Source organism: Stenotrophomonas sp. 116085_Sma (assembly GCF_056479585.1).
On sequence record NZ_CM151057.1, the window covers coordinates 1,911,667 to 1,925,726 of the forward strand.

A 14,060-nucleotide genomic window follows, 5' to 3' on the forward strand; every position below is an offset into this window, starting at 1 on the left:
GTTCTTTAGGGGAGCCCCATGATCAATCGCACGCCCATCAATGCCAAGGGCCAAAACTCGCACAGTGGCAACATGTTCGACTACATGCTGGCCACCGAGCGCCTGACCATCGACAGCGCCGTGGCCTATTACGCCGGCAGCGGTCCCGATCCGCGGCAGACGCTCAACTGGGGCGGCAAGCTCGCCGCCGAACTCGGCCTGGAAGGGCAGCCGGTCACCCGTGAGGTGATGGAAAAGCTTGGCAAGGGCTTTTCTCCCACCGGAAGGCCGTTGTGCAAAAACGCGGGCAAGGAGCCCCAATTGGTTATCAAAACGGATCGCTGGGGAAACGTGCGGTTGGACGACGACGGCAAGCCGATGGAGAAGTGGGAGGGGGGCCATCGGGTGGGGTTCGATCTGACCATTTCCGCCCCCGGGGACGTGAGCGTGGCGTTCGCGCTGGCGGATGATCGCGAGAAGCTGGCCATCCTGGAGGCCCACCGCCAGGCCTGCGCCGTCGCGATGCGCTACATCGAGAGCAAGGTAGAGACCCGGCGCGGAGAAGCGGGCGTAGACGTTATAGGCACGGCGGGATTGGTTTGGGCAGCCGCCGACCACGTCAGCAACCGGAACGTGGAATCCGACCTGCACACCCATCATCTTGTGTTCGGGGTTTCGAGGGGCGAGGACGGTCGGTGGGGCACCTACGACGCAATTGAGATCTATCGTCACACCCGCGCTGCGGATCACCTCTACAAGGCCGAGCTCTACAACGCAATGAAAGCGTTGGGCTATGGGATCCAGCGGGAACGGGAGGTGGACGTGATGGGGCACGAGACGGGCCAGATTCTCACCACGATTGCCGGAATCGACCGGGAGCTGGTGCTTAAGATGAAGACCCGCCGCCAGGAAATCCTGGACTACGTCAAAGAACACCCCAACGCCAGCCACGACGAGGCCTGCAAGGCCACCCGCAAGAAGAAGGAAGAACCGCCCTTCGAGCAGGTGGTCAAGGACTGGCAGCAAACCTTGTCCAACATCGCTAAAGAGCACCCGGAGCTGGTTCCCACCACCCAGTCGCTCAAGCAGACGAAAGGCCAGCACCTGGACCCGCATACGTTTGACGAGGTTTTGAAGCGCATGCACGAGAACGAGGCGATGTTCTGCGAGCATAACCTGGTCCGGGAGTTGGGGATGGAGTTCGCCGGGCAAAAGAACTCGGAAGAGGTTCTCCAAATGGTGAAAGAGTTCACCGAGCAGGACGATCTGGTGCGCGTGAAACCCGAATACCTCCACAAAGAGGACCGTGGCGCTAGGCTGGCACGAAGGCACAGTGAGGACCGTTTTTCCGCCACCTGGATGGTCGAATTGGAGGCCGAGATCATCCGCCGCTCGAAGGAGCGAGAGAGCGAGACGGACCTGAAGCTTTTCCGCTCCACCGTGGATCGGGAGATCGCCGCTTACGAAAAGCGAAAGGGGTTCACCCTCACAGAGGAGCAGAAAGCCGCCATCGGTCACCTCACTTACGGCACGGCCGGTGTGGGGGTCATGTCGGGGTTGGCCGGCACCGGCAAGACCACCGTGGCCGAGGTCTACAAGCAGTGCTTCGAAGCCGAAGGAAAGCAGTTGATGGGCTTGGCCGTGTCGGGTAAAGCCGCGGCCAAGCTGGAAGAAGAGTCCGGGATGCCCTGCATGTCTGTTGCAAAGTTCTTTTCCCAGATCCGGCAGGGCAAGGTTGCTCTGACGAAGAAGGACGTGGTGGTGCTCGATGAAGCCGGCATGGTGGCCACCGATGACACCTTGAAACTCATGACCTACTGCCAGGGGGTGGGCGCCAAGCTTGTCATGCAGGGAGACAGTGACCAGCTTCAGCCCATCGCTGCGGGCAACGGCTTTGAGCTCGCGAAGATGGCCTTGGGGGACAAGAAACTGACCGAAATCCGCCGGCAGAAGAACGCTGATGACCTGACCACCGCCAACAGCTTCTACGAGCGGGACGCCGAGGGAAAGGTCAAGAACATGCGACGCGGGCACCGCAGCCGCCAAGGCACATTCCATATGGGCGAAGAAATCCTGAACAACCTCAAGCAACGCGACTGCATCGACGACTTCGGCACGGACAAGCAGGCCATCAAAGCGTTGGTGGACGATTACTTGAAAGACAAGACGCCCATGGACGAGAAGCTGGTCTTGGCCCACACGCGCTCTGAAGTCAAGGCGCTCACCACAGGAATCCGAAAGGGGCTCCAGGAACAAGGCGTGCTGGACAAGGAGGAATTCACCTTCCGCTCGATCGTGAAAGGGCAGTGGGAGGACCTGACGCTCTCACGCCGCGACCGTGTGATGTTCACGGCGACCAACAACGACTTGGGCGTCATCAACGGCACCGAGGGCACGGTGGAGAGCATTCGGAAGGACAAATCCGGTGGCTACGACCTGGTGGTGCGCATCGACTCTTCGAACCCGAAAGAGGACGGGCGCATCCTGAAGTTCAACACCAGCGAGCACAACGCCTTGGCCCACCGGTATGCCATGACCGTTCACAAGGCGCAGGGGCAGGGGAAATCCGAGGTTTACCACCTGGCCACGAACATGGGCATGCTCGACCAGCAGTCTGCCTTGGTGGCGTTCACCCGCCTCACCAAAGGCAGCTACCGCATGTATACGACGGACAACGTGATGGATCGCTTGGCCGAACGGCTGGGAACCGAACGGCACAAAGAAATGGCGCTGAGCGTCGGACTGTCCAAGAGGCAGGCCGTCCCGGTGCATAACCTGGTCCAGGACGTGGAAGAGTTGTTGGCAGGATTGAAATCGCAAACCCAGGTGCCGGTAGAAAAGCATCGGGGCGCAGTGCACAACCATTGAATGGTTAGTCCATTGCCAGTCGGTCTTCGATTTCCCCGTCATCAGTCTCTGTGAAGAAAGCGAAATTGACCGCATAGAGTTCAATGATGGATTTCATGATGGTAGAAATCCTTGAGTCCGCCATGGATGTTGATTTCGCTTTGAAGATGAGGTGGTAGATGGCGGCCCATGTCGCTGCGCTGTCGTGAAACTTGATACGATTTCGCGGGCCAAGAAGCGAGCGGAATCTGCCCTCGGTAACCAATGCCTCAGCGGATTCTTCATGAACTACTTCGCATGAGGACATGAATAGGCGGCAGTTCTTTGGGATGCCAGACAGAAGTTCAGCCAGTCGCTGATAGGTGACTCCTTCTTGATTGGTCGTGTCGATGCCGTTCTTGTCCCCATGAGCAGAGATGTGCAGGTATCTGTATCCTGAGGCCCTGAAATCTCGAACTGCTGCCTTGAACTCCTTTCGAGTGCGGACATACGAATACTTGGTCTCCTTCCCGTGGAGACGAAGAATCTGAGCTAAGAAGACACCCTCAAACCGGCCATTGCCCTCATCATTCGGATAAAGGGATTCGATGATGTAAACGTTGGGGGTGGTCTTCATTTTTTTAGGTGCTTTGTTTGAAAGCCCATTCTGAGGCAAGAGTCGTTCAACTTGTCAACGGGGGAATGGCGTCTACGTTTACCCAGTGATGCAGCGGGCCAGCAATAAGACACTGGTCCCCGCCACTACCCACGGCCACCACCCCACGCATTCGGAAGGGGCTTTCACCGGTGTTCCCAGCTGCCACCGCCGCTGATGGGCCAGCCATCGCACGTGGGGCGTTGCCCGACGGTGGGGGTTGACCACAATCCCTGGCGGCTTAGCGTAGATGCGCCACCCCTCCCGGGAGGCCTTCACCCGCCACGCCTGCTCATACGCTTCGGCTTCCGCCCTGGTGGCGGTCACCACCTCCAGCGCATGGAACCGGAAGGGACGGTGCCAGCCGCCTTTGGGGGAGCGGTGCTGCTTCTCCCGCTGCTGCGGGTTCGAGCTTTGGCCGATGTAGCAGCCCCCGTCGTCGAACAGCAGGGCGTAAAGGGTGCGGGGCAGTGCGTGATACTTCTCGCTGCGTCCGAGGTTGTGGCGGTGGGGCATGGTCTCTCCGTGAGTAAAACGACCCACTCACGAATAGATCAGAATCTTGAGTTGGCAAGCCTGCTGCGAAGGGTTCGAGACGCCTATAGGCATTCATGTAAGCACTTGGCAACGAACAAGGGCCCCGAAGGGCCCTTGCCGAGACACGATCACCTCCTTTTCGCTGCTGACATTCGTTACCAGCCGATGGCCCAGGCTGCGCCCATGGCCGTGTCCTGCCCGCTGCGGGAAACCCCGATCGAGAAGGCCGATGGGGATCCGCGTGGGGTGGTCACGTCGCGGGTGTAGCCGATGGAAATGGCGGCTTGGCCGCTGCAGCCACCTACGCCTACGGCCAAGCGGTTGCGGTTCTCCCCATGGATGGCCGACGTCGAGGTGGCCATCTGGGCGTTGGCTTGGGCCATGGCGCAGATACCGCTCACCCGCTTGTCGAGCTGGCGGAAACGGCGGTCCGTCAGGTTCCAGCGGTCGTCTTGCTGCCGCTGGTAATCCCACAATTGGCCACCGTTGATCGCGTCCGTGGACCCTGCGGCGATCGCCCCCGCTGCCACCCCGGTTACCCGCTGGTTGCCGGCGTTGATCCCGGATCTGGTGACCGATGGACCGCCCTGGACAGTGAAGCCGTCGCTGTTGTGGATGGCCTTGGCCACCTGGGCCGAGCCCTTTTCGGACAGTCCAACGTTGTCTTTCAAGCCAACGGTTTGGGTGCCGTCCCCGTTGTCAGTGACCTCGATGTTGGCCCCGGCCACCGTGGTGCTGCTTCCTCCGTCCTTACCGTCCTTGCCTGCTGGGCCTTGCGGACCGGTGGGGCCCTGTGGACCGGGGGTGCCACCACCGCCGCCAGGGTTTTGTTCCAGCTGGTGAACGCGCCCATCGAGATCGTAGATGGCACCGGCCACGGTGGTGTAGTTGTTACCGCTGCTCAGCTGGTAGTTCGGCGCCACGATCAAGCCGTTCACCATGGAGGCGCCAGCGCCCAAGGTTTCCACGGCGGTCCGCAGTTGGCTGACGGCCACGGCGTCGTCGTCCGCTTTGCCCAAGGCAACTTGGGTCAAGCGGCGGTTGCCAAAGGCTGCAGTGTCTTCTTCATCGCACGTGGTGTTGGCGCCCACGGCCACGCATCCCCATGCGTTGGCCACGGCACGGGGCCCCAATGCCACACTTTCTGTGGCGTTGGCCGTGGCAGACGCGCCGAAGGCGGCAGAGTAGGGCGCAAACGCCTGTGCCCATGGACCCACGGCGGTGCCGGCCTCGCCGGCAACGCCAGCGCTGTAACCGTAGGCGCCGGCAAAGTCGGCGGTTGCGTTGGCACCGGGCCCCACGGCGGATGCACCTTCGCCCTCGGTCTGGGATGCGGCGCCCAACGCGAGGTTGCGATCGCCTTGAGCATTCGCCCCGGCCCCGAAAGCCGCCGCGCCGTTTCCATCGGCTCTTGCGGTTGAGCCTACAGCGGTCCCGCCATCCCCGAGCGCGCGGGCACTAGAGCCGATGGCCACACCGGTGATCCCGCTGGCCAGGCTGTGCCCGCCAATGGCCACCGCGGAATCGCCGGTGGCTTGGGCTTGGGGTCCGACGGCGACGGCGTAAACCGCAAATGCCTGTGCGCGAGAGCCAATGGCGAGCGCATTTGAGCCCTGCGCTTCGCTCGAGAACCCCAGAGCGGTTGTATGGCATCCGCGAGCGGTGGCGCGATTGCCCACCGCAGTGGCCCCCAGGCACTCACCCGGAACGCCATTTTCATCCACCATTATCCCGCCGTCGGCGAGGGCGTCCGCCCCGATGGTCGTGGCCCCAACGGTCAACGATTGGGCGCGGTCGCCTACCGCAGTGGTCTCGGGTTTGGTGGCAACGGCACCGTTGCCCACTTGAACCTGGGCTTGCGCCGTGCCAGCAACAAGGCCTGCCAGCAAAGCGCAGTGGATGAGGGAGCGTTTCATGGGGTGGCCTCCTGGGTCTGAAATGAGTGAGCGTGTGCACTCACGAATAGATCAGATCCTGGAATGCGCAAGCCCCCCCCCAACGAAACTTCCCGGCGCAACGGCAGGAGGGGCCGGTGCGCCAGGAAGCGGTGGGGCCGACTTTTCCCCACCCCTGTTCTTCTACGACAGGGAAAAAATTCCGCAAGCCCCCTTGCGCGTTTTCGATTCTCCGCTTGCATGGGTGTATCGCTCATGTGAGTAAGGAGGCCTACTCATGTTTCAACGCTTGTTGCTCGCGCTCGCACTGGCCAGCGCACCCGTCTTGGTCCACGCGCACGCGCCAGCCACCGATTCCGTTGAGGTCCACGGGAAGAAGCCTGGGTTTTTCAAACGCCTGTTCCACCGCCACAAAGACGCCCCGCAGTGGGACGGTGTCCAGCCCGAGCTTCGCTCAGCGCTGGAACGCATCGCCTTGCAGATGAAGGACGAGGGCTACGACCTGCGGCTGATGGAGGGCTACCGTTCTAAACAGCGCCAGGCCGAGCTGCTCGCCAGCCAAAAGGGCGTGACCCAGGTGGGGCCAGGCAGCAGCTGCCACAACCACGGTTGGGCCGCGGACATGGTCATCTACAAGCGCGGGCGCCCTTCTTGGGACCTGAAGGACGAGCAGGTGCGGCAGGGCTACCAACGCTTCGGTGAGCTCGCCCAGCAGGCGGGATTGAGGTGGGGCGGGGCTTGGAAGAGCTTCAAGGACATGCCCCACGTCGAGATGCGCAGCGAGTGCCTGGTAGCCATTCGTGGCGGATCTGCCCCCCGCCGATCGCTGCAAACAGTGATTGCCAAGGCCGAGTCAGTGTCTGACGCACCGAAAGCACCCCGTTGGGCCTGGAGCGTCGATTCCGAGCTGGCGCCGGACTGGGCGTGCGAATCCGTGCTTTGCAGTGTGTCGTGGGCGACGGTGAGCCGGCCATGGAGCTATGGCGTAAGGCCGCCGTTGAAAGGACTCCGTCCAGAACCGTTTGCTGAGGCGTCCTGTCCCATGGCCCCAATTGCCCTGAGGCACACATGAGGAAGCGGTCCACCGGATTGCTTCCCTTTTCGGCGGAGAGTGGGGGCGAACGGGTCATCTGCCCTGATCGCGCCGGTTTGGAGAAGATCGAGATTGGCGATCCCAAGGGCGGCAAAAACGGCTGGATCCGTTGCACCGCAAGGGGTATGCTCATCGTGGGCACATTCAAGGGCACCTCCCAGATTCGTGAAACCCAAGCCGTCCAAGGGGTGAGGGCACTTCTCAAGGAAGTCCCACTCTCTCCGCCAATCGATCTTAAGCCATTGATTTTTAATTGAAATCGATGGTTTTTGCGGATTGGAAAGCAGGAAGCATGCAGAGGAAACACTCGCATGCGCATCCCCCATCATTTGAGCCGGTCTTCCACCGGCCGCTGGTCGTTCGTCCAGCGTGTCCCTGTCGATCTTCAAGCCGTGCTCGATTGCCGGCTCATCAAGCGGACTCTTAAGACCAAAGACCTCGCCCAGGCACACGTGCGTGCAGTCGTGCTTGGGGCGGGCTATGCTCGGCTCTTCGCACAGTTGAAGGATCAACGCGTGGCCAAGCTCAGCAAATCGGACGCTGACCTGCTTATTGCTCGACTGACGAGCGCCGAGAACCTTCAGGAACTGACGCTCAACCGAACCCGCCAACCGGATGGGACGGTGACCGAACAGTGGGAGATCGACAGCCCGAAGGACCTGAAGCTCTATCGGCAGCTGATGGAGCTGGAAGCAAGGGGTGGGGCAACCGCCCAGCCGCGTCTCCCAGTGGCCGCCTTCAACTCATTCGGAGCATCGCACCAGGCCAGCCCTGTGCGGCAAGCCTCAGTGCCTGCACTTGAAACGATGACGTTGGGCAGGGCTCGGGACGCGTTCCTGGCGACCCTCAAGGGCTCAACGCTGCCCAAGACCTACACCATCAAGAAGACCGCGATCGAGGCGCTGGTGGCATTCCTGGGTCCAAAGGCCAAGGTCCATGCCATCACCCGGTCCGATCTCGCTCGCTGGTATCAGGACATGCGCGAGAAGGGCGCTTCCACGCCAACGCTCACGAACAAGCAGAGCTATATCGGTGGCAAAGGTGGCTTTTTCGAATGGGCCATGGCCTCGGGGCACTATCCCCGTGGTGACAACCCGGCCAGCGGCCATGTCAGCTACTCCCAACGTGAGAAGCGTGCCCGAAAGAAACTGGGCTTCAAGGCCTACGATAGGGCGCAGATCCATGCCCTGTTCGCGCCAGAAGCCTTGGCCAAGCTGTCAGAGTCGGCCCGCTGGGCCTCGCTCCTTGGTCTTTACACAGGTGCCAGGGCCTCGGAAGTTGGCCAGCTTCTGATCAAAGACGTGTTCGAAGAGGACGGCATCCCGTGCCTCCGCGTATCGGACGAAGGCGAGCATCAGAAAGTTAAAACGGAAGTGAGCCTTCGGACGGTGCCCCTCCATCCTGAGCTGCTCAAGATGGGCTTCCTGAAATGGGTGGACGATAAGCGGAAGGCTGGTGAAAGCAGGCTCTTCCCAGCCGCGAAGGCCACCGCCGTGAACGGGCAGGGCAACTGGATCACCAAGGCCTTCAGTCGGCATCTGGCCGAGGTGGGGAAAGGTTGGGAGCCAGCAAAGCGCGGGTTTCACTCGCTCAGGAAGACGTTTATCCAGGAGCTGCAGGGAGCTGGTGTAGTTTCTGAGCTGAGGGCGCAAATCGTAGGGCATGAGCTCGATGACGAGCACCACTCAACTTACAGTCGAGAGTTTACGGCAAAGGAGAAGCTCAGGGGTATGGGGCCCGGTTCCCGCGGTTTGGACACAGTTGGGTATGGGCTTTTTCACCAATCCGGATCCACAAGTGGCCGCTCGTCATAGTCTGAGCGTTTAGTCAAAATCTTAAATTTGGAGTCATGATGTCGAATACGTCAAAGCTCGATGCGTTTGTGTTTTCCCTTGTGGTAAAGGCTGGTTCCGCTCGCTCCTTGGCGGTGGCTATTCCTATACACGGTGAGACGGAAGTGCTTGAGGGGCCCAAAGCAACTGCGCGCGCTGTTGCGCGGCGCTTTAGTGTGATCACAGACCTGCCGCGCGTCCGGAGACAGGTGGAAATAAATAAAGAAACATTCTTTGAGATCGCGGAATCGAGGTTTTTTAGCCTCAGCGCGGATGTTGAGGTTGTTGAGATCCTTGCCTTTGTTGGCGGATCGCTGGCTCCTATTCCGGTCAACTTTCTTGTTCGTAGAAAGCAAGGAGGTCTTGCCCTCTACACGCGCACGAATCTCACGGAAGCGGTTGGAGATGCACTCGCAGAGCAAGAGTTAGCTACCTGGGCGATGACGCCCCGCCAGATTCCGAAGGCGCCGGGCGTAAAGCCGTAACGTTGCCAGTGCGCCTATTATGATACTCCGCAATGAGCACAGGCACCTTTCCTATTAACTGGTCCTGCCACAGGGTGGCATTGTCCGGTGAATATTCAGAGGCCTTGCTCTGCCAATGGCTGATGCACATATCAGTTGCCCTGTCCGCTTCTACCTTGGCTTCTTCTGCGGGAAGTCGCGCGAGGCAGTTTAAGAAGGCTTGATTCCAGAACAATTCAATGTTCATTTTTCGGCTCGTGGCTTGTAGGTCCTCCTTTTATGCGTATTTGTTTTAATGTCAAGTTGCAAGGTCTGCTCCGCGTGCCCAGTCCAGAAATCTTAGATAGCGATTGGGATAGGGTTCGCCAATGGACCGGATCCGAGCTAAATGATTAAGCCGCCCTCGGGCGGCTTTGACTAGGGGCGATCGTGTGGCGGCTCTCTGGCAAAGTCGGAGAGCTCCAACTTGCAAGAACTACTGAATCAGTTGTGCGTAAAGCACGAAAAGGAACATCGGCAGCCCGCTTAGGACAGCGAAGGCTCCAGCAGCGCCCATCAGGGTCAGGACGGTCATGACCCACCACTGCCACCACGCAAAGCCCTTGTCCCGCGCCTGGGCCACGCGGGCCTCGGCCGGGTAGAGGCGTCCTACCTTCCGTGTGCGTCGTTGGGCCACCACTGGCCCAACGACGAACCCAAAAGGTCCCAGGAAGAGCAAGCTCAAGGAATACCACCAGAAAAACCGGTCTCGTGGCGTCATCAGCTTGCGCCGAGCAGGGGGCGACTGGTCAATAAGAGGGGGAGGGACGCTCATTTGGCGTAGGCCTTCCAGCTCCCTGACTCCTTCGCATACCTAAGGTTCTTGCTGACCGGAATGGGCACCTGGCGGCCACCGATATCGATGGAAACTCTCCCCTTGGTGTCGCAGCGGTAGCCCTCCATGTCTTGGGCCTCGACGCATCCGGTCAGTTCGAAGTCGCGGATGTCGCCAACCCGTCCGGCCCCGCTTTCCTCCAACAGAGTGGCAAAGGCCCGCTCTGCATCATTATTGGAGGGCGGTCCGCCGCAGGCCGAGAGGGTCAGTGCAACGGCCAAGCCGGCCAGGGGAGACCTTGCGTTCATGGTTCAATCCTTGAGGGTGATGATGGGGCGGCGGTAGGCCGCCCCAGACGGGTGGAGAAAGAGACGGCTTAGCGGTCTCGGTTGCCTTCCGGCTTGAAGCCAGCGAGCCACATCCTCGAATCTTTGAAGGGCGTCAGGATCCCGGAAGCCCCAGGGTGCAGGTCGGCGGTCCGAATGAACCCAGAGACCCAGGCCACGCGAAGCGCCACGTCGACGGCCTTGTCAGACACACCTGGTCGGCTCACGTTGAGGACGAACGGCTGGCTGGGCGGGTTGGGGCCGGTAGACCGACTGGCCCCAGTATTGGCCTTGTTGGAGGGCACCCGAACGCCAGTCAAGGTATCCCTGCCTTTCCACAGGGCGGCGGTGTTGAGCTCGGCCATGTCGCCCAAGTCGTCGACCTCGGTCAATGCCGCGTTGGCGCAGGTGCGGAACACTTCCGTGGTCGACGCGGAGGGGCTGGTCCACACACGCGCTTCAATCGTCCAGCAGGGCAGAGACGCCCCCCATTCCTGGAACGTCAGCGACACCCGGGGCCAGTCGAGCCGTCCCTGCTGGGCCAACTGGTGGTTGTCACCCATGAAGAGCCCTTGAATCTTTCCGGCCCCGCTGACCGGGGTGTAGATGGCACCGGAGCTGGCAGACTGAGCTCCGCTGGCCCCAGTGGGCTTCACCCCAATCATCTGGCCGCCAGCATCTTTCAGGCTCTTCCCCAGTTGCCGGAAGAAGCCCGGCCTGTTGGGTGCTTCTTCATGCTCCGTATGGGTCTGCGCACCAACTCCGTATGCCGTCAGCAAGAGCGCGGTGGCCAGTCCAGCGGCAGCCCACGTCCGATTCTTCTTCATGAAAACCCCTGCAAAGCCGCCCGTCTGGCGACGTTTGCAAATATGGCAAATGCAGGGCAAGATTGGAAGCGGCAGACTAGCGGGTCAATTCAGCATCCGTTGGTTTTCTTCATGCCCGCAGCGCTTCCTCCCGCATCCACCTTCGGCCGTCGCTTGCGAGAGGCTAGGTTGAGAAAGGGTCTCACGCAGGCCGCGCTGGGAGCGGTGTTGGGCCTGGAGGAGGAGAACACTGCCGCTCCTAGGATTTCGCGATACGAGCGAGGGGACCGGATGCCAGACAACGAGAGCATGGCAAAGCTAGCAGAGGCGTTGGAGCTGCCTGTGGCTTACTTCCACGCGGTGAGTGAGCCGATGGCTGAGGCCATCTTGTTGATGTCACAGTTGCCGGAAGGGGCGCAGGAGGAGCTGCTGCGGCAGATGCGCGACTTCGCCCGAAACAGCTTGCGGGGGCGTGAGGGGTAGTGCGGGGGTAGCACCTTGAAGTGTGTCGCCCTTATGGGACTCGAATAGCATCAGACATGCGGCGGTGGCAGCAGGTCAGTCAAGACTCGAGCAATAGATTGAAAATCTGCCTCTTGTCTTGCGATTAGGTAATCGAAAATCTGCTCTTGTGTGGCAATCTTCTTGTCTTTCAAATAGTTCTCAAAATCTTTGTCACCTGTAAAGTTATCTCGCTCGGTGACGAAGGGAAACGCTGCATCTTCTTGCCTAGCTGCCCAGAGTGCTTTCTCGACGCTCTTCAGGGGGATCATATGGATACGGTCGTTCTGAGCGTATTTCTCTTTGCATTGATCGCCGTCGAGGATCGCGATTACCCTTTCCGGCGCAGCTAAGAAACGATCTGTATCGTTGCTCTCGATGAAGCCTGCGACCTGAGATGCTCCTCCGATGTATATTACCTTGTAGCTGAGTAGGGTGGTTGGGCAATACTTCTTGACTAGATGGTGGATCAGGGCTATGAGCTTCTTGTCTTCCGTTGCGATATATCGGTCATATCCAATAAAGCCGAACAGCTTCAGCATCGCTTGGCTGAAAGAGGTGGGCGTGATCGAGACGCCACCATTTTGCTCCTCCATATAAAATAGCTCTTCAATCTCTAGCTGCTGCATAAGCGCAAGGGAGTGAGTTGTAAAGATTATCTTGCGGTCGTATTTTTCGCAGAACCCGCGTAGCCAGCCTGGAAGATTCGCTTGGGCTGCTGCGTCTAGCGAAAGGTCAATCTCGTCAATCACCAGCAGCTTTGAGGGACCCTTGATCGTCCGGAAGAGATTGATTAGGAAGTGCTCCCCAGAGCTTAGATAATCCTCTCGGACATATGTGCCGTCTTCCCTGACGAGAGCGTAGTAGCTTTTCCCCCTGAGTCGAACCTCGACCATTGCTGAGTAACGCTGAGTCTCGTAGACGGCGTTCAAAAACGAGATAAGCTCATCTGGGAGGTCATAAGTTCCAAGCGCAATAGCGGTCCGAATGTCTTGGTCTGCCTCGCTGGCGCTTCTGAAGTAGTTGAACCGAGCCCCGTATGGCATCGGAAGTTCGGCAGCAATTAGCTCGCGTAGCTCCTTGGGGATCTTCTCACGACAGTCGAGAGAGCGAACAACGTCGTTGTAGGCAAAAGTTACCTGTTCGCCGTCCAAATCATAGACAATGCGGCTCCCCTTCGAGAACGCGTAAGGCGTTGCTGTTCTCACGAACGTGTCTGAGTTCGAGAGGTTCCGAAGCGCCCTAACCAAGGTCGTCTTTCCTGCCCCGTTTCGGCCGACCAGGCACATCAGTCCGCTCGTGGAAAGATCCGCGTCTAAGTGAAGATGAGCGACGTGCTGGATAGCGTCCAGCGTCACCTGTAGGCGGCTCATTGCGCAGACCTGTGCAGAAGGCTGTCAATGACGGTGGTGCCGAACTTGCTTCTCAGCTTTTCGAGATAAGCCGGGTCCGCAGAATGAGCGTAGCTGACGAGGCCGCTAAGGCGCTCCAACCCCTCCTCCATCCCTTGATTGGGGGTCTCTTCAAATATCTTGAGCAACTTAGCCCTGTCTCGCAGGTAGAAGTGAATCCAAGACTCTATTCGATTCCTAACTTCACGATCGACAGACACATCTCCACTCGGAAGAATGACCAGCCCTAAGTGCTTGACCTTCCGGCCGACAGTTGTCAGCTTGCTCTTGGCGGGATTGAGGCGGAAATCGTCGCCGATCTCAGCAGAAAGGCAGTCCTCTATGACAGTGTCAGCGTTTGAGAGCTTGGCTCGATCGTCTGCCGACAGCATTATGTCGTCTGCATAGCGGGTGTAAATCCATCCCCGCGTCTTGCTGATCTGTGCCAAGCTCTGGTCGAAAGACAGGAGGCAGGCGTTGCTTAGAATGGGGGAGGTGGAGAAGCCAATGGGCAGCTTCCCTTCGACAGTTAAGAGATTGAGGATGTGCTCCAGGTGATCCTGTAAATCAGTCACTGGAGTCTGGTTTTCCGCCAACACCTTGCGAATCAGCGCGGTGGTGATGCTGTCGAAAAAGCGTTCCAGATCTGTTTGGAAAAATGCCCGGCTCTTCGCGTGCGGTTCGACCGCTTGGATGATGGTCGCGCCTCTGCGGTAAGCAAAAGAAACCGACGTATCGAGTGGTAGGTGCTCCAGGACGACCCGACTCAGAAAGACATGGAAGTCCTTGAGCGTGCTGGAAGGCTTGTAGATTGTGCGGTGCTTCCAAGGAACTGGAGTGTAGTTGTCTTGGGGATGAAGGGTCAAAAACTCTTCAAACCGATATTTGCCGTGAAACATGGCGTCGAACAGCTTAGATAGCGGCTGCGGGATCACTGGTTT

The 14,060-nt window shown here is 59.4% G+C and carries 14 protein-coding genes; 6 read left to right on the forward strand and 8 right to left on the reverse strand.

What is annotated here, in order from left to right; genetic code table 11:
- Positions 1 to 18 precede the first annotated feature (18 nt).
- On the forward strand, positions 19 to 2,847 hold the full coding sequence (mobF, locus tag ACZK0Z_RS08995; protein ID WP_006375342.1) for a MobF family relaxase: 2,829 nt from the start codon (positions 19 to 21) through the stop codon (positions 2,845 to 2,847).
- 4 nt (positions 2,848 to 2,851) lie between these two features.
- On the opposite strand, the gene ACZK0Z_RS09000 is transcribed toward mobF, so the two are convergent.
- The 3 genes from ACZK0Z_RS09000 to ACZK0Z_RS09010 form a co-directional block, all read right to left on the reverse strand.
- Positions 2,852 to 3,442 carry a hypothetical protein gene (locus tag ACZK0Z_RS09000; protein WP_032971082.1) on the reverse strand — a complete coding sequence of 197 codons (591 nt, stop codon included), beginning with the start codon at positions 3,440 to 3,442 and terminating at the stop codon, positions 2,852 to 2,854.
- A 78-nt stretch (positions 3,443 to 3,520) separates the two neighbouring features.
- On the reverse strand, positions 3,521 to 3,976 hold the full coding sequence (locus ACZK0Z_RS09005) for a GIY-YIG nuclease family protein (RefSeq protein WP_006375340.1): 456 nt from the start codon (positions 3,974 to 3,976) through the stop codon (positions 3,521 to 3,523).
- Positions 3,977 to 4,152: 176 nt separating this feature from the next.
- A complete protein-coding gene (locus tag ACZK0Z_RS09010; protein WP_106468503.1) occupies positions 4,153 to 5,913 on the reverse strand; it encodes an adhesin in 1,761 nt (586 codons plus the stop codon).
- A 256-nt stretch (positions 5,914 to 6,169) separates the two neighbouring features.
- Here ACZK0Z_RS09010 and ACZK0Z_RS09015 point away from each other — a divergent pair, with 256 nt between their 5' ends.
- From ACZK0Z_RS09015 to ACZK0Z_RS09030, 4 genes are read left to right on the forward strand one after another with little or no spacing between them, the layout of a single operon-like run.
- On the forward strand, positions 6,170 to 6,964 hold the full coding sequence (locus ACZK0Z_RS09015; protein ID WP_006375262.1) for a M15 family metallopeptidase: 795 nt from the start codon (positions 6,170 to 6,172) through the stop codon (positions 6,962 to 6,964).
- Entirely contained in the window at positions 6,961 to 7,242 is a 282-nt protein-coding gene (locus ACZK0Z_RS09020; protein ID WP_459004523.1) for a hypothetical protein, read from the forward strand. The genes ACZK0Z_RS09015 and ACZK0Z_RS09020 overlap by 4 nt, the downstream gene beginning before the upstream one ends.
- Positions 7,243 to 7,296: 54 nt before the next feature.
- Positions 7,297 to 8,799, forward strand: a complete 1,503-nt coding sequence (locus ACZK0Z_RS09025) for a site-specific integrase (protein ID WP_235643259.1) — start codon at positions 7,297 to 7,299, stop codon at positions 8,797 to 8,799.
- Between the two features lie 38 nt (positions 8,800 to 8,837).
- Positions 8,838 to 9,302 (forward strand): hypothetical protein, encoded by a 465-nt coding sequence (locus tag ACZK0Z_RS09030; RefSeq protein ID WP_087786581.1) that lies wholly within the window; start codon positions 8,838 to 8,840, stop codon positions 9,300 to 9,302.
- 454 nt (positions 9,303 to 9,756) lie between these two features.
- Here the strand turns inward: ACZK0Z_RS09030 and ACZK0Z_RS09035 are convergent, their stop codons facing one another.
- The 3 genes from ACZK0Z_RS09035 to ACZK0Z_RS09045 all read right to left on the reverse strand — a co-directional run bounded on the left by ACZK0Z_RS09035 (position 9,757) and on the right by ACZK0Z_RS09045 (position 11,248).
- A complete protein-coding gene (locus ACZK0Z_RS09035; RefSeq protein WP_235643257.1) occupies positions 9,757 to 10,095 on the reverse strand; it encodes a hypothetical protein in 339 nt (112 codons plus the stop codon).
- Positions 10,092 to 10,403, reverse strand: a complete 312-nt coding sequence (locus tag ACZK0Z_RS09040) for a hypothetical protein (RefSeq protein WP_049404480.1) — start codon at positions 10,401 to 10,403, stop codon at positions 10,092 to 10,094. Before ACZK0Z_RS09040 ends, ACZK0Z_RS09035 begins: the two co-directional genes overlap by 4 nt.
- A gap of 68 nt (positions 10,404 to 10,471) precedes the next feature.
- Complete coding sequence (locus ACZK0Z_RS09045; RefSeq protein ID WP_049404478.1) at positions 10,472 to 11,248, reverse strand: hypothetical protein; 777 nt, start codon at positions 11,246 to 11,248, stop codon at positions 10,472 to 10,474.
- A gap of 111 nt (positions 11,249 to 11,359) precedes the next feature.
- On the opposite strand from ACZK0Z_RS09045, the gene ACZK0Z_RS09050 reads away from it, so the two are divergent.
- Complete coding sequence (locus tag ACZK0Z_RS09050) at positions 11,360 to 11,710, forward strand: helix-turn-helix domain-containing protein (RefSeq protein WP_065428242.1); 351 nt, start codon at positions 11,360 to 11,362, stop codon at positions 11,708 to 11,710.
- A gap of 50 nt (positions 11,711 to 11,760) precedes the next feature.
- Here ACZK0Z_RS09050 and ACZK0Z_RS09055 read toward each other — a convergent pair whose 3' ends face one another.
- Together ACZK0Z_RS09055 and ACZK0Z_RS09060 are read right to left on the reverse strand one after the other, a co-directional pair.
- Positions 11,761 to 13,101 carry an ATP-dependent nuclease gene (locus ACZK0Z_RS09055; RefSeq protein ID WP_478449560.1) on the reverse strand — a complete coding sequence of 447 codons (1,341 nt, stop codon included), beginning with the start codon at positions 13,099 to 13,101 and terminating at the stop codon, positions 11,761 to 11,763.
- Positions 13,098 to 14,054, reverse strand: coding sequence for a reverse transcriptase domain-containing protein (locus ACZK0Z_RS09060; RefSeq protein WP_049404474.1), 957 nt, complete (start codon positions 14,052 to 14,054; stop codon positions 13,098 to 13,100). The genes ACZK0Z_RS09055 and ACZK0Z_RS09060 overlap by 4 nt, the downstream gene beginning before the upstream one ends.
- Positions 14,055 to 14,060 lie beyond the last annotated feature (6 nt).

Bases quoted from the DNA above. Each gene is read 5' to 3' on its own strand.
- mobF (WP_006375342.1), top strand. From the start codon at position 19: ATGATCAATCGCACGCCCATCAATGCCAAGGGCCAAAACTCGCACAGT.
- ACZK0Z_RS09000 (WP_032971082.1), bottom strand. From the start codon at position 3,442: ATGAAGACCACCCCCAACGTTTACATCATCGAATCCCTTTATCCGAAT.
- ACZK0Z_RS09005 (WP_006375340.1), bottom strand. From the start codon at position 3,976: ATGCCCCACCGCCACAACCTCGGACGCAGCGAGAAGTATCACGCACTG.
- ACZK0Z_RS09010 (WP_106468503.1), bottom strand. From the start codon at position 5,913: ATGAAACGCTCCCTCATCCACTGCGCTTTGCTGGCAGGCCTTGTTGCT.
- ACZK0Z_RS09015 (WP_006375262.1), top strand. From the start codon at position 6,170: ATGTTTCAACGCTTGTTGCTCGCGCTCGCACTGGCCAGCGCACCCGTC.
- ACZK0Z_RS09020 (WP_459004523.1), top strand. From the start codon at position 6,961: ATGAGGAAGCGGTCCACCGGATTGCTTCCCTTTTCGGCGGAGAGTGGG.
- ACZK0Z_RS09025 (WP_235643259.1), top strand. From the start codon at position 7,297: ATGCGCATCCCCCATCATTTGAGCCGGTCTTCCACCGGCCGCTGGTCG.
- ACZK0Z_RS09030 (WP_087786581.1), top strand. From the start codon at position 8,838: ATGTCGAATACGTCAAAGCTCGATGCGTTTGTGTTTTCCCTTGTGGTA.
- ACZK0Z_RS09035 (WP_235643257.1), bottom strand. From the start codon at position 10,095: ATGAGCGTCCCTCCCCCTCTTATTGACCAGTCGCCCCCTGCTCGGCGC.
- ACZK0Z_RS09040 (WP_049404480.1), bottom strand. From the start codon at position 10,403: ATGAACGCAAGGTCTCCCCTGGCCGGCTTGGCCGTTGCACTGACCCTC.
- ACZK0Z_RS09045 (WP_049404478.1), bottom strand. From the start codon at position 11,248: ATGAAGAAGAATCGGACGTGGGCTGCCGCTGGACTGGCCACCGCGCTC.
- ACZK0Z_RS09050 (WP_065428242.1), top strand. From the start codon at position 11,360: ATGCCCGCAGCGCTTCCTCCCGCATCCACCTTCGGCCGTCGCTTGCGA.
- ACZK0Z_RS09055 (WP_478449560.1), bottom strand. From the start codon at position 13,101: ATGAGCCGCCTACAGGTGACGCTGGACGCTATCCAGCACGTCGCTCAT.